The sequence below is a fragment of the Nocardia sp. NBC_01730 genome, from assembly GCF_035920445.1.
In the GTDB taxonomy this organism is placed as follows: domain Bacteria; phylum Actinomycetota; class Actinomycetes; order Mycobacteriales; family Mycobacteriaceae; genus Nocardia.
This window is the reverse complement of record NZ_CP109162.1, coordinates 371,447-384,554: the sequence shown is the minus strand read 5'-3', so window position 1 is coordinate 384,554 and position 13,108 is coordinate 371,447. Positions and strand designations below refer to the sequence as shown.

Here is a 13,108-nt window from a genome sequence, read left to right as displayed (position 1 = left end):
GGCCTACCGCCCGGAAGACGTGTGGGCGGGCGAGACCGACGGGGAGCCGACCGGATGTTGGGGATGCACGTAGTGCATCGTCAGCAGGCCCGCACTGATGAACAGGTAGAGATCGACGGTGAACCAGATCGCTTGACGCTCCAGATTCGTTGCGCGCCGCGCAGATTCAGCTTTCTCGAACAATGTGGCCATCACGGTAAGCTCCAATACTCACTATCGTCGCGGGTGAGCGCACTCCTCCCGGTCAGGGGACGGGCACGCATGAGCGGGCAGCGCCGAGCCGCGCGGCGGACCACTGCCGGTCGCGCCACAGGCGAAGGACCGCGTGCCGGGCACCCGGACACGCCGCCCTGTCAGGGTCGAAGAATGACGACTGTGGGGTTTCGGTGCCGCATCAGGCGATCGAGCCGGACCTGCCCGGCCACCGGTCCCGTACGCAGATCAACAACGAAACGGCACAACCCATTTCGCCAGAACGGCCCGGCTGTGAACGTCGATACTGTCATCCGGCATCTGCCGCTCACCCCGTTTCGTTGGTCGATCGACGCACGAATTGCGCCATCCATCATTAGAAACCCGCCGATCCGGGTACGTCAATCAGTTGCGCAAGCATTCCGCTGCGCGCAACTCGGTAGACACCTTACAGGCGGGCGATTCGTCCAATCACAGACTGTGGCAGCGCTTTTCGGGCATGGCGGCGAACGTGTGCGCCCCGGTCGATCAACAGGCCACGCACCCGGACCGCAGCGAAAGGATGCCACAGCGTCACACATCTCCAGTTGGCAAATTTTTAGCAAACTCAATATCGCACCGCTGGCATCTCATGACAGACCACGCAAAGTACTCAATATTCAGGCATTTCGGACAGATTACAACGACATCGCACGAAATCAATCGAAGCAACCCATACTGTTCGGTAAAGATTTGGCTATCCCCCGGGAACCGGGATAGAGGCTGCGGCACGACGCCAGATCCCGTAGCCAGGAGCGGCCCGGGAGGTTAGCCGTGCCCCCTCCGCCCCACGACCCAGAGTGAGTGCAGCCATGATTCTCACCGCCGTTCACGAAGCCCTCCTTGCCCAGATCGACAATCCCACGCCGGAGGCGCCGCCCGGCGCGGAGAAGATCCTGCAGCTGGTCCGCTATCTCACCTGGTTCGTGCTGCTGTCGGGTGTCTCCGGCATCACCTACGCGGGAGGCAAATTCGCCTGGGAGAAGTGGAGCGGCGGCACCCTCGATTCGCCGAAGATGGTCGCGGGTGCCATGATCGGCGGCGTCGTCGCCACCAGCGCGGGGACCATCATGAACGCCGTCGTCGGGTGATCGGCCCCGCCTCCACCTGATCCGCGCTCGGTTGCGCAACCGATCACGCCGTGCCACGCTACCGACAGGTTGGAGGCGGACGTGACCAAGCATGGAGAGCCGCCGGGCCTTATCCCGGCGGACCGATTACAGGATGCGGCAGCGGTTTTCGGAATGCTCGCGGCCACCGCTCGTCTGCAGATCCTGTGGCTGCTCAGCCAGGGCGATCGCGACGTCGGGACCCTCGCCGCCGCGATCGGCCAGACCGTACCCGCCGTGAGCCAGCACCTGGCCAAACTGAAACTCGCCGGCCTCGTCCGCGCCAACAAGGACGGCAGGCGCAACGTCTACGCGATCGCCGACCCCGACATCGCCGATATCGTCCGCCTCGCCTTCCGCCACCAGCTCGGGCCGCACGACAAGCACTTCGACTGAACGAACGGCCCCTACTCCTCGACCTCCACCCCGTAACCGAGAGCCAGAGTGGCGAGATCGGTCGGATGGCCCTGGCCGACCGCGCGCAAACGCCAAACGTCGCCGCGCAGATAGATCTCGGCGAGCACCAGCGTCCGCTCCTCGGTGGCAGCATCCAGCGTCGCGCGAGCAACGACGCTCGCCTCGACACCCGGCGTCACCTCGAACTCGAGAGCTCCTACGTCGCCGAACGTGACATTCGCGCCGTCCAGCGCGACGGCCAGCACGATCCGGCGAATATGACCAGGCAGTTGGTCCAAGCGCAGCGCGATGGACTGTTCGTCGGGGCCGTCGGCGCTAAGCCGCACACCGCCGGTCTCCGGCTGGTTGTAGAAGACGAAGTCCTCGTCGCCCGTAACCTGCTCGGCGCCGTCTACTAGGAACGCGACCAGGTCCACCATCCAGCTGCCGTTCTGCGCCCAGGACGCGCGAATAGTCCAGTCCGCGCCATACTCGTCCACCGGAAGGTCCATCACCTGGCCGCGGCGCAGCGGCACCGGCTCGGCCGCGTCGTGCCGCGTCGTCGACAGCTCTGCGGGCGGCCGCTCGGCCGACAGCAGGTCGGCACCGTGTACAGGCAGCCCGAGCTCGGCGGCTTTCGCGTAGCGACGGTCGGCGTGCCCGCCCGCAAGCAAGAGCACGTCGGTCACCCTGGCGGACATGTTCACCGCCGCCGATCCACCGAGCTCGACGATGCGAGCCCGCGCGGTGACGGCATGATCGTGCGAACCGCCCAGCACTAGCACCCGGTGTTGCGCCAATGGCCCGGCGGGACCGCCGGGCACGCGCGCCGTTCGCACAAGGCGGGGCGCGGGCCGTCGCGACTGCTCGTCTTTGCGCCTACCCGGCTCGACGCGTTCGAGCAGCAGCAGGAACCTGCTCTCCCCGACAATCGGCGTGCCAACCTCGATCGCCTTGCGCGCCTTGCCCGTCGAAGAGTCCGGCGCGTTCGTGACGAGCACACTCGTGCGGCCGCTCACCGCGCTGGTCACCTCGAGTCCGGCCGCCTCGGCGCTCGAGACCAGAGTGTCCCGGTCGGTTGCGGTGTCGCCGGTGAAGGCCACCTTCATCCCCTGAACGAGAGTGCCGCCGGTCTCGAGCCGCCCCGGATAGACATAGGGACACGGCGCTTTCGGGCCGGTACGTTCGGTCGGCAGACCCCATGTGCTCTGGTAGTTCTCCTTCGGCGGGCAACGCAGCAGCGGCGGCGTGATCCCGAGCCGCGCCGCGTCGGCCACCAGCGCACGCAGCACGCCCGCCAGCACGCGGGTATCGTCCAGTACGTCATGGGCCTTCGAGCGCGGCACACCGTAGTAGGCCGCCAGTGTGTCGAGCTTGCAATTCGGAGTGGGCGGCGCGACGCGTCGGGCGAGGGCGAGCGTGCACAGCCGACGGTCCACCGGAAGGTCGGCGCCGGTCCTGCCGAATTCGCGGGCGAGGAACCCGTAGTCGAACTGCGCGTTGTGCGCAACCATTACCCGTCCGGCGAGCAGCGCCGAAAGCGGTTCGCGCACATGCTCGAACCGAGGCGAGCCGCGCAGGATCTCAGCGGTCAGCCCGTGAACATGCACCGGCCCCGGGTCGCACCCGGGATCGAGCAATGTGTGGAACTCGCGGGCCACTCGGCCGTCGGCGTCCAACGCCAGTGCCGCCACCGACAACACCCGGTGGCCGGACGCCCGCAGCCCCGAGGTCTCCACATCGACGATGGTGTAAGCGCCGAAGCCCGCCGCAGAAGGCACTTGGCGCACAATCGAATTACCCTGCACGGCCAACTCATCGGTGCGCGGGCGGTGAATGTTGCACCCGGCTCCAGCCAGGCCGATCCGGACTCGGGGCCTTGCCACTGTCGAGTGGGCCCCAAGGACAACACGCTCATGGCGAGTACCGAGCGCGGGGCCATGCGATCACGGGAGTGTATTCGGGGTCGGTGCGGCGGGACGACCAGGACCACTTGGCGAACCAGGACGGTGGCAGCCCTGATCGTTGGGCGGGCGCACTCGCCAGCAGCCGGATGACGCCAACGCACCTATCAGTTAGAACCGTGATCCCATCCGACACTTGTCAGACACCTTGCCTGAGGCGAAGTTTGCACCTAGCAGCCGAACTTGGTCAGTGCGCCGCTGCGATTGCTCTTGAACCACCGGGCTCCGGACAGGTAAACGTTCACCTTGATACTCGCTATCTTCCGCAGCACTTTGCCGCCGACCTCATCCAGCGCTAGGTGCTGGATGAGGTCGTACGCTTACTCTTCAGGGTGTCAGGCGGTGGGCCTGTTGAACTCGCCGCCTTGCACCCCTGCGGTGAAGGCGTACCACTCGCCTGGCGTGAACACCAACGCCGGACCGGTCGGTTTCTTCGAGTCACGGACCCCGATCAAGTGCACCTGGTGAATCCGGATCCGATGGCCGCACAACTTCATGAACTCACGGGGCGAGCCACACGAGCGGGTTACCACCCGGTGCGCGGCAGCTCGGCGCCGTACGTCTGGGAACTCGTGGACGCCGAGGACGGCGCACCCATCCTTTCCGCGTCCAGGCTCGAACAAATCGAGCAGTGGCTCGATTCATGAGCGAGTGGCACCCCAGCGAGAGCTTTCTCGCGTTTCGCCACAGCCATGTCCCGAGCTCAGAACAGGAAGTAGCGCTGGGCCATCGGGAGTTCGGTGGCGGGCTGTTCGGTCCAGACCTCGCCGTCGATGCGGACGGTGAACGTGTCGGGGTCGACCTCGATGCGCGGCATGGCGTCGTTGTGCGGCATCTCCGTCTTCGCGACTCGTCGGACATTACGAACCGGCACCAGTTTGCGGCGCACCCGCAGCTGCTCGGCCAGCCCGTCCTCGATCGCCTGCTCGGAGACGAAGTGCAACGAGGTCGCCGCGGCGGTCGAGGGGGCTGCGCCGAACATGGGACGCGGCAGCACCGGCTGCGGTGTCGGGATGGAGGCGTTGGCATCGCCCATGGCGGCCCAGGCGATCGTGCCGCCCTTGAGCACGGCGTGCGGACGAACGCCGAAGAACGCGGGCTCCCACAGCACCAGGTCGGCCAGCTTGCCCACCTCGACCGAGCCGATCTCGTGGTCGAGGCCGTGTGCGACAGCCGGGCAGATGGTGTATTTCGCGACGTAGCGCTGAACGCGGGCGTTGTCCGCCGCGCCGTCGCCTGGCAGTGCGCCGCGGCGGCGCTTCATCACGTGCGCGGTCTGCCAGGTGCGCATCACGACCTCGCCGATCCGCCCCATGGCCTGCGAGTCGCTGCCGATCATCGAGATGGCACCGAGGTCGTGCAGCAGATCCTCGGCGGCGATGGTGGACGGGCGGATACGGCTCTCGGCGAACGCGAGATCCTCCGGGATGGAGGCGCTCAGGTGATGGCACACCATCAGCATGTCCAGGTGCTCGTCGAGGGTGTTGACCGTGTGCGGGCGGGTCGGGTTCGTCGAGCTGGGCAGCACGTTGAGCTGGGCGGCGACGGTGATGATGTCGGGCGCGTGCCCGCCGCCCGCGCCCTCGGTGTGATAGGCGTGAATGCCGCGGCCCGCGATGGCGCCGAGAGTGTCCTCGACGAAACCGGCCTCGTTCAAGGTGTCCGAGTGCAACGCCACCTGCACACCGGCGGCGTCCGCGACGGTGAGGCACGCGTCGATGGCAGCCGGGGTGGAACCCCAGTCCTCGTGCAGTTTGAAACCCGCCGCGCCGCCGCGCAATTGCTCCCACATGGCTTCGGCGCTGACGGTATTGCCCTTGCCGAGCAGCAGGATGTTCATCGGCCAGCCGTCGGTGGCCTCCAGCATGCGCGCCAGATGCCACGAGCCGGGCGTCACGGTGGTTGCCTTGCTGCCCTCGGCGGGACCGGTGCCGCCGCCGATCAGCGTGGTGATGCCGCCGCCGAGCGCCTCTCCCATCAGCTGCGGGCAGATGAAGTGGACGTGGCAGTCGATGGCGCCCGCGGTGAGGATGCGGCCGTTGCCCGCGATGATCTCGGTGGATGGGCCGACGACCAGGTCCGGGTGCACCCCGCTCATGGTGTCCGGGTTGCCCGCCTTCCCAAGGGCGCAGATGCGGCCATCCCGAATGCCGATGTCCGCCTTGATGATTCCCCAGTGATCGATGATCACCGCGCCGGTGATCACGGTGTCGGGGGCGCCCTCGGCGCGGGTCGCGCGGCCCTGGCCCATCGACTCGCGCAGCACCTTGCCGCCGCCGAACACGGCTTCGTCGCCCGCCAGTCCCGGTCCGCCGCTGCGGTCCTCGGTGATCGCGATCAGCAGATCGGTATCGGCAAGGCGGATCCGGTCACCGGTGGTCGGCCCGAACAGCTCGGCGTAGCGGGCGCGGCTCAGTTCACTCATGTCTGCACCTCGCCTGCGCTCGGCTCCGGCATGCGCGACGCACCCGGTGACATGATTCGCTCGCTGCGCTCACTCATGACTGCACCTCGCTGGCGCTCGGCTCCGTCATGACCGAGCGATGCTCAGCTGTGCCCATTGTTCGCTCGCTGCGCTCACTCATGACTGCACCTCGCTGGCGCTCGGCTCCGTCATGACCGAGCGATGCTCAGCTGTGCCCATTGTTCGCTCGCTGCGCTCACTCATGCGGGTCCATCCAGGAGTCCGGGCGGGGTCGGACTGATTCCGTGCACTTCGCGTGCACCGCCCAGCGGGACCAATGAAACCCGCTGACCGAGGCCGGGTTCGAAGCGCACTGCGGTGCCCGCCGGGATATCGAGGCGGTGCCCATGCGCGGCGGCGCGGTCGAAGCGCAACGCGGCGTTTGCCTGCGGGAAATGCATGTGGCTGCCGACCTGCACCGGTCGATCACCGGTGTTCAGCACATCCAGCTCGATCCGGTCGGCCCCGGCGTTCAGCTCGATCGCGCCCTCGGCGCACAGGTACTCGCCCGGAATCACACGGTCCTCCTAGCCGATCGGGTTGTGCACGGTGACGAGCTTGGTTCCGTCCGGGAAGGTCGCCTCGACCTGGACATCGTGGATCATCTCCGGCACGCCCTCCATCACGTCGGCACGGGCGAGAACCGTTCGCCCCGAGGACATCAGCTCGGCGACTGTGCGGCCGTCCCGCGCGCCCTCGAGCACGTGGTCGGTGATCAGCGCGACCGCCTCCGGGTGGTTCAACCTGAGTCCGCGCGCCTGCCTGCGCCGGGCCAGCCCGGCGGCGTAGCTCAGCAGGAGGCGCTCCTGCTCGTGCGGCGACAGTCGCATCCGGGCTCCTCACCGGGTCGAAGTGGCTGGGTGACGGACATTCTGGCACGCGGGTTCCGCCGTTGCCGGACGAGCGCGCTCAGGGGCGATGCGGCAGGTTCTGCAGCCGCACCTGGCCGTGCGCCACGGTGCGGCCCTGCTCGTCGGTGATGACGACCTGCCACAGCTGCTGGAGCCTGCCGCGATGCACCGGCGTCGCCTCGCCGGTCAGGGTGCCCTCGCGGACCGCGCGCAGAAAGTCGGTGTTGTTGTTCACGCCGACCACCGTGCCTTGGTCGCCGAACCAGATCCCGCCCGCCATGCTGGCGAGCGTCTCGATGACAGTGCAGTACACGCCGCCGTTCTGGATGCCGGCGGGCTGGTACAGGTGCGGCTTGACGACCCACTCGCCGCGCACCCGGTCGGCACTCAGCTCGGTGTAGCGCAGGCCGATCAGGTCGGTGAAGGTGCCTTCGCTGAGTTTGTTGATCTGCTCGGGCGTGAGCTCCGCCAGCGAGCCGATGGCCTGGGTCTCCTGCTGTGTCATGTCTTCACTGTCGCACAACGCCAGTGACTGCCCGCCGCACACCCGGCGCCCTGCGGGTCGACGGGAATCATGGGAAACAGAGCGACGGGCCCCACCGGAGTGGAGCCCGTCGCGGCAAGGGATCGGGGGTCACCGCAGCCCTCGGGACTCTCACGCGATCCATACGCCGGGTATGAGTATAGGCCAGGCTTACCTAACTAAGCAACCCCGCAGGTCGACACACCGGAAGTCCGCGGTCGGCAAGCGCGGCCAGCAGCGCCCGACCGCGCCGTGCGCCGAGGACCGAGTCGGTCCGCGCGAGGTCGGGCACGTAAGTCGAAGCACCCGCGATGGATTCGCCGACGAGAGACCAGAACCGGCGCGGACTCAGTCCGGAGCAGTGCGCCATGCTCGCCTGGATGAGCGCCAGCGGAGGTTCGCAGCGATGCGCGAGCCAGACGTACATGGCCTCCTCGCACGGCAAGGTGACCACGCCGGGCTCGCTGGCGAGCCGGTCACCGTCCAGCACCCGAATCGTGGTGTCCACCAGGCCGGCCCAGTCGATTCCGCCGTCGTTGTCGGTGTGTATCCAGAGGTTTTCCAGCCCCGGATCCCACGCGCGCCCCTCCGCGACAAGCAACGCGACCACGCGACCCACGACCGCGTGAATCAGAGCCGTCGCAACGACTTCCGCGGCGATGTCGGCGCTGATCATCTCCGCGGCGTGGCGCCTATACATGAGTTCGATCCGACCCTCGCGCGCTCCGTCCGACAGCCGCCACCAGCGTCGTTTGCCCTGCTCCGCCATCGCCGCCACGGCGTACACCCGCGGATGCTCCGGTTGCAGCGCGCGCAGCCGGGCACAGGCGCGCCCGAATGCAGGCTGGGATCGGCGCGGTGTGGTGACGAGCTCGGTCATCGGACCTCCTCGGGTCGGCGTAGTCGAAAGATAGGTTAGGCTTACCAGACCTAGCAAGTAGCGCGGTTCGAGTAGGAGCAGTTCGTCGCCGTGAATCCCCTTGGCACCGTGAGGCGGCGTCGCCTTTCCGGACTCCTCGTCTTGACCACCCTGCTACTACTGGCCGTTACGGCCGGCGTCGCCGTCGGCACCCGCTCGCTCGCACCGGGAACCGTGTACGACGCCGCGCACCACGCGCTGAGCTGCCCCGGCGGGCCCTTCACCTGCCCGGCGGACTCGACCGAGGAACAGATCGTGCGCGGCCTGCGCATCCCCCGTACCGCGCTCGCACTGGTCTGCGGGCTGGCGCTGGGCATCGCGGGCGCACTCATCCAGGGCTACACCCGGAACCCGCTCGCCGACGCCGGGCTGCTCGGCCTCAACGCGGGGGCAGCCTTCCTCGCGGCGCTGAGCGTGTACCTGTTTGCGTTCACTGCGCCCGAGCAGTACATCTGGTTCGCGTTCGCAGGGGCGTTGATCGCCGGTCTGGTGGTGTTCGGAACCTCGGCCGTCGGCGGCGGCAAGGCGAGCCCGCTGAGCCTCGTGCTGGCCGGCGTCGCGGTGACCGCGTTCTTGCAGGCAATGACGAACGCCATCATCGTGCTCGACGCGTCGGCGCTGGATACCTACCGGTTCTGGGTGGTCGGCACGGTCGCGGGCCGCGATGCCGGGGTGTTCTGGCAGGTGCTTCCGTTCCTGGCGCTCGGCACGCTGCTCGCGGTCGCGGCGTCGCCGAGACTGAATCTGCTGAGCCTCGGCGACGAGGTCGCGCGGGGGCTCGGCGTGCACGTCGGCCGGAGCCGGGCAGTGGGACTGGCGGCCGTCGTGCTGCTGTCGGGAGCGGCGACGGCGGCGGTCGGGCCGATCGCGTTCCTCGGCCTCGCCGTCCCGCACCTCGCCAAGGTGTTCACCGGTCCGGACTACCGCTGGCTGGTTCCCTACTCCGGTTTGTTCGGCGCGTTGCTGCTGCTGGTCGCCGACATCGTCGGCCGCCTGGTGGTGCGGCCCGGCGAGTTGCAGGTCGGGGTGACGCTTGCCGCGCTCGGCGCGCCGTTCTTCCTCACGTTCGTCCGTCGCCGCAAGCTGGTGAGCCTGTGACGATCTCGCTGGAGACCAGAAGCAGGCGACGCGCACTGCGGGTAGGACCGGTCTCGATGGTGCTGCGTCCGGCGATGGCACTGATCGTCGTCGCGCTGGCCGCGCTGGCGCTGGCGCTGTTCTGCCTCGACATCGCCGTCGGCGAGTCGCACCTCCCGCTCGGACGTGTACTCGACGTGCTGACCGGAGGCGGCACCCGCTCGCAGCGGTTCATCGTGCTCGAATCCCGGCTGCCGCGCGCGCTCACCGCCTTGGTGGTCGGCGTCGCGCTCGGCCTCGCGGGCGCGATCACGCAGTCGATTCTGCACAACCCGCTGACCGCACCGGACATGCTCGGCATCACCTCCGGCGCGAGCCTCGGCGCGGTCGCCGCCCTGGCCGGCACAGGCGGCGCGAGCGCAGGACTGGCCGCCACGGTCGGCGCGCCGCTGGCCGCGCTGGTAGGCGGGCTGCTCACCGCGGTTGCCGTCTACCTGCTCGCCTGGGGACGCAGTCCCACCGGTGCGCGCGGCGCCACCGGCCTGCGGCTGGTTTTGATCGGCGTGGGCGTCAACGCGCTGCTGGTGTCTGGCATCAGCTGGCTGCTCACGCGCGCCAGCTCGGTGGACGCGCAGCGCGCGCAACTATGGCTCAACGGATCGCTCGACGCGGCCGACCGCACTCACCTGGCACCCGCTGGGCTCGCCACGACCGTAGTCGTGCTCGTCGCGCTCGGCTCGGCCCGCACACTCGCGGCACTGCGCCTCGGCGCGGACACTACCCGCGCGCTCGGTGTGCGAATCCAGACCCAGCAGGCCGTCCTGATCGGCGCGGCAGTGGTGGCCGCCTCGGTGGCGACGGCCACTGTCGGGCCGGTGAGCTTCGTCGCGCTGGCGGGCCCGCAGATCGCGCGCCTGCTGCTGCGCACTCCGGGCGAACCACTGATCGGCTCAGCGCTGATCGGCGCCATCCTCGTGGTCGGCGCGGATGTCGCCTCGCGTGCGTTGTTCCCGGTCGACCTGCCGGTGGGCGTCGTGACCGCGACATTCGGCGGTCCGTTCCTGCTGTACCTGATCGTGCGGATGAATCGGAAGGCGACGCTGTCATGACCACCGGGGACATCACCACTACGGAAACCACGGGCACCCGGCCGAACGCCTCTGAGCACTGGCTCGGCGCCGACGGTGTCACCCTCGGCTACGGCGACCGGGTGATCGTCGAGGGGCTGAGCCTGGATGTCACTCCCGGTGTGATCACCACGGTGATCGGGCCGAACGGCTGCGGCAAGTCCACGCTACTGCGCTCGCTCGGGCGGCTGCTGCGCCCGCGAACGGGCCAGGTCCTGTTGGACGGCAAGGCCATTTCGACGATGAAGACCAAGGACGTGGCCCGCGTCGTCGGCATGCTTCCGCAGTCGCCGGTCGCGCCGGAAGGGCTCACCGTCGCCGATCTCGTCGCGCGCGGTCGCCATCCCCATCAGTCCTGGTTCCTGCAGTGGTCGGCGACCGACGAAGCCGAGGTCACCACCGCGCTGGAGCAGACGGGGATCGCCGATCTGGCCGACCGCACGCTCGACGAACTCTCCGGCGGACAGCGCCAGCGCGCCTGGATTTCCATGGCGCTGGCCCAGGGCACCGACATCTTGCTACTCGACGAGCCGACCACTTTCCTCGATCTGGCGCATTCGGTCGAGGTACTCGATCTCGTCGACCGGCTGCACGCCGACCTCGGCCGCACCGTCGTCATGGTGCTGCACGATCTGAACCTCGCGATCCGCTACAGCGACCAGCTGGTCGTGATGCGCGCCGGGCGCATCGTCGCCACCGGCGCCCCGACTGACGTCGTGTCCGTCGACCTGTTACGCGAGGTCTTCGACTTGGACGCCGCGGTGCTCGAGGACCCGGTCTCGGGCAGGCCGATGGTCGTGCCGATCGGCACCAGGCACGTGCGCGGCACAGCGGGCGGACCGGCTACCGTCGCGCCGGAAACCGCACCGTATGAGAAATGACACACCAGCTATTCCATAGTTACGACATCCTGTAGTACGCATCGGCGTCGTTGATTACCTAAAATTGTGGAATGGCAGGTCTTGGTGAACTCGAGAAAGCGGTTATGGACCAGTTGTGGTCGACCGACGAACCGCAGACGGTCCGGCAGGTGCACGAGGCGCTCGCCGCACGCCGTGAGCTCGCGTACACCACGGTGATGACCGTGCTGCAACGCCTCGCTAAGAAGAACCTCGTGGTTCAACAACGCGACGACCGCGCGCACCGCTACGCACCCGTGCACACGCGCGACGAACTCGTGGCCAGTCTGATGGTCGACGCCTTACAACAGGCGGACGAGGCGGGCAGCCGCGCCGCCGCGCTCGTGCACTTCGTCGAACAGGTCGGTAAGGACGAGGCTGCCGCGTTGCGGGAAGCACTCGCTAAGCTCGAAGCAACCGAGGATTCGGCACCGCCACCGCAGTAGTCTCCTCGGGCGCCCTGGCCCCACAACGCAGTGAGCTGAGTCGATGAACGCAACCGCGCCGGTCTTCGCCGGACTCGCTTTGCTTCTCGCGGGGCCTGCCCCGGCCTTACTCAGTCGGGCGACCTGGACTTACCGGACGCCCCGTGCAGCGTTGGTGCTCTGGCAGGCCATCGCGCTGGCCGCGGTGCTCAGCGCATTCGGGTCTGGGCTCGCCATCGCGGCTGAACTGCTCGTTCCCGGCCCGGACGGGCACCCGACCACCGCACCAACCCGCGAGATCGACGCTCTCGGCCTGCCGCTGTGGCTGGCTTATGTGCTCGTCTTCGCGCTCACGCTCTTGGTCGGCGCCAGGCTGATCTACGCCATCGTCCGGGTCGGCGTGCACACCCGCAGGCGGCGCGCACACCATCGCATGCTCGTCGACCTGCTCGACCAGAGCGGTCCGCACCGACGCGCGGCCGATATCCGGGTGCTCGCCGCCACCGAACCGATCGCCTACTGCCTGCCCGGCCTGCGCCGACGGGTCGTACTCAGCGAGGGCACGCTGACCAACCTGGCGGACGCCGAGGTCACCGCCATCGTGAGCCATGAGCGGTCGCACCTGCGGGCCAGGCACGATCTGGTGCTCGAGGCGTTCACCGCGGTGCACGAGGCCTTCCCCAGACTGGTGCGCAGCGAGGCGGCGCTCGGTTCGGTGAAACTGCTCATCGAATTGCTCGCCGACGATTCCGCCGTCAAGGTCACCGGGCCGAAACCGCTGGCCCGCGCTTTGGTGGCGTGTGCGAAGTCCACCGCCCCGCAGGGCGCGCTCGCGGCGGGCGGGCCGACCACACTCATCCGTATCCAGCGCCTGAGCGATCGGATCGGCGACGTGCGCGTCGCCACAGCCGCCTATCTCGGCTCGGCCACCATTCTGGTGGTTCCGACACTGGCTGTGGCCGTACCCTGGCTCGTGGAACTGGGTCGGCTGTTCCACGGCTGAACCGTGGGCACGTATCCTGAACACTCGGCCGCTCTCCGGTCGGCCGCACCACCTCACCACCGGCACTCGATCGCTCGCGCCGCAGCGCGGTGAACCGATCGTGCACCGCTCTCGATCCCA

General features: G+C 68.3%; 16 protein-coding genes. 8 read left to right on the top strand and 8 right to left on the bottom strand.

Going from position 1 to position 13,108, the window contains the following annotated elements:
- Positions 1-3: 3 nt before the first annotated feature.
- On the bottom strand, positions 4-192 hold the full coding sequence (locus OHB12_RS01770; protein ID WP_327115520.1) for a hypothetical protein: 189 nt from the start codon (positions 190-192) through the stop codon (positions 4-6).
- A gap of 851 nt (positions 193-1,043) precedes the next feature.
- Between OHB12_RS01770 and OHB12_RS01765 the strand changes: the two genes are divergently transcribed.
- Positions 1,044-1,322, top strand: coding sequence for a hypothetical protein (locus OHB12_RS01765; protein WP_327115519.1), 279 nt, complete (start codon positions 1,044-1,046; stop codon positions 1,320-1,322).
- 81 nt (positions 1,323-1,403) lie between these two features.
- On the top strand, positions 1,404-1,736 hold the full coding sequence (locus tag OHB12_RS01760) for an ArsR/SmtB family transcription factor (RefSeq protein WP_327115518.1): 333 nt from the start codon (positions 1,404-1,406) through the stop codon (positions 1,734-1,736).
- A gap of 11 nt (positions 1,737-1,747) precedes the next feature.
- On the opposite strand, the gene OHB12_RS01755 is transcribed toward OHB12_RS01760, so the two are convergent.
- Positions 1,748-3,544, bottom strand: coding sequence for a TerD family protein (locus OHB12_RS01755; RefSeq protein ID WP_327115517.1), 1,797 nt, complete (start codon positions 3,542-3,544; stop codon positions 1,748-1,750).
- 491 nt (positions 3,545-4,035) lie between these two features.
- A complete protein-coding gene (locus tag OHB12_RS01750) occupies positions 4,036-4,197 on the bottom strand; it encodes a DUF397 domain-containing protein (RefSeq protein ID WP_442799936.1) in 162 nt (53 codons plus the stop codon).
- Between OHB12_RS01750 and OHB12_RS01745 the strand changes: the two genes are divergently transcribed.
- On the top strand, positions 4,180-4,347 hold the full coding sequence (locus OHB12_RS01745) for a hypothetical protein (RefSeq protein WP_327115515.1): 168 nt from the start codon (positions 4,180-4,182) through the stop codon (positions 4,345-4,347). The genes OHB12_RS01750 and OHB12_RS01745 overlap by 18 nt on opposite strands.
- A gap of 56 nt (positions 4,348-4,403) precedes the next feature.
- Here OHB12_RS01745 and OHB12_RS01740 read toward each other — a convergent pair whose 3' ends face one another.
- The 5 genes from OHB12_RS01740 to OHB12_RS01720 form a co-directional block, all read right to left on the bottom strand.
- Positions 4,404-6,125: an urease subunit alpha gene (locus tag OHB12_RS01740; protein ID WP_327115513.1), complete on the bottom strand. Its 1,722-nt coding sequence runs from the start codon at positions 6,123-6,125 to the stop codon at positions 4,404-4,406.
- A 239-nt stretch (positions 6,126-6,364) separates the two neighbouring features.
- On the bottom strand, positions 6,365-6,682 hold the full coding sequence (locus OHB12_RS01735; RefSeq protein WP_327115511.1) for an urease subunit beta: 318 nt from the start codon (positions 6,680-6,682) through the stop codon (positions 6,365-6,367).
- Between the two features lie 9 nt (positions 6,683-6,691).
- On the bottom strand, positions 6,692-6,994 hold the full coding sequence (locus OHB12_RS01730) for an urease subunit gamma (protein WP_327115509.1): 303 nt from the start codon (positions 6,992-6,994) through the stop codon (positions 6,692-6,694).
- Between the two features lie 79 nt (positions 6,995-7,073).
- Positions 7,074-7,520: a PaaI family thioesterase gene (locus OHB12_RS01725; protein ID WP_327115507.1), complete on the bottom strand. Its 447-nt coding sequence runs from the start codon at positions 7,518-7,520 to the stop codon at positions 7,074-7,076.
- A 193-nt stretch (positions 7,521-7,713) separates the two neighbouring features.
- Complete coding sequence (locus OHB12_RS01720; RefSeq protein ID WP_327115505.1) at positions 7,714-8,418, bottom strand: hypothetical protein; 705 nt, start codon at positions 8,416-8,418, stop codon at positions 7,714-7,716.
- 90 nt (positions 8,419-8,508) lie between these two features.
- Between OHB12_RS01720 and OHB12_RS01715 the strand changes: the two genes are divergently transcribed.
- From OHB12_RS01715 to OHB12_RS01695, 5 genes are all read left to right on the top strand, one after another.
- Positions 8,509-9,555 (top strand): FecCD family ABC transporter permease, encoded by a 1,047-nt coding sequence (locus OHB12_RS01715; RefSeq protein WP_442799935.1) that lies wholly within the window; start codon positions 8,509-8,511, stop codon positions 9,553-9,555.
- Complete coding sequence (locus OHB12_RS01710; protein WP_327115501.1) at positions 9,552-10,643, top strand: FecCD family ABC transporter permease; 1,092 nt, start codon at positions 9,552-9,554, stop codon at positions 10,641-10,643. The genes OHB12_RS01715 and OHB12_RS01710 overlap by 4 nt, the downstream gene beginning before the upstream one ends.
- Positions 10,640-11,542, top strand: coding sequence for an ABC transporter ATP-binding protein (locus tag OHB12_RS01705; protein ID WP_327115499.1), 903 nt, complete (start codon positions 10,640-10,642; stop codon positions 11,540-11,542). The genes OHB12_RS01710 and OHB12_RS01705 overlap by 4 nt, the downstream gene beginning before the upstream one ends.
- Positions 11,543-11,613: 71 nt before the next feature.
- The gene (locus tag OHB12_RS01700; protein ID WP_327115497.1) at positions 11,614-12,006 is read left to right on the top strand and encodes a BlaI/MecI/CopY family transcriptional regulator; all 393 of its coding nucleotides are present in this window, start codon (positions 11,614-11,616) and stop codon (positions 12,004-12,006) included.
- A 43-nt stretch (positions 12,007-12,049) separates the two neighbouring features.
- Positions 12,050-12,988 carry a M56 family metallopeptidase gene (locus OHB12_RS01695; protein ID WP_327115495.1) on the top strand — a complete coding sequence of 313 codons (939 nt, stop codon included), beginning with the start codon at positions 12,050-12,052 and terminating at the stop codon, positions 12,986-12,988.
- Positions 12,989-13,108 lie beyond the last annotated feature (120 nt).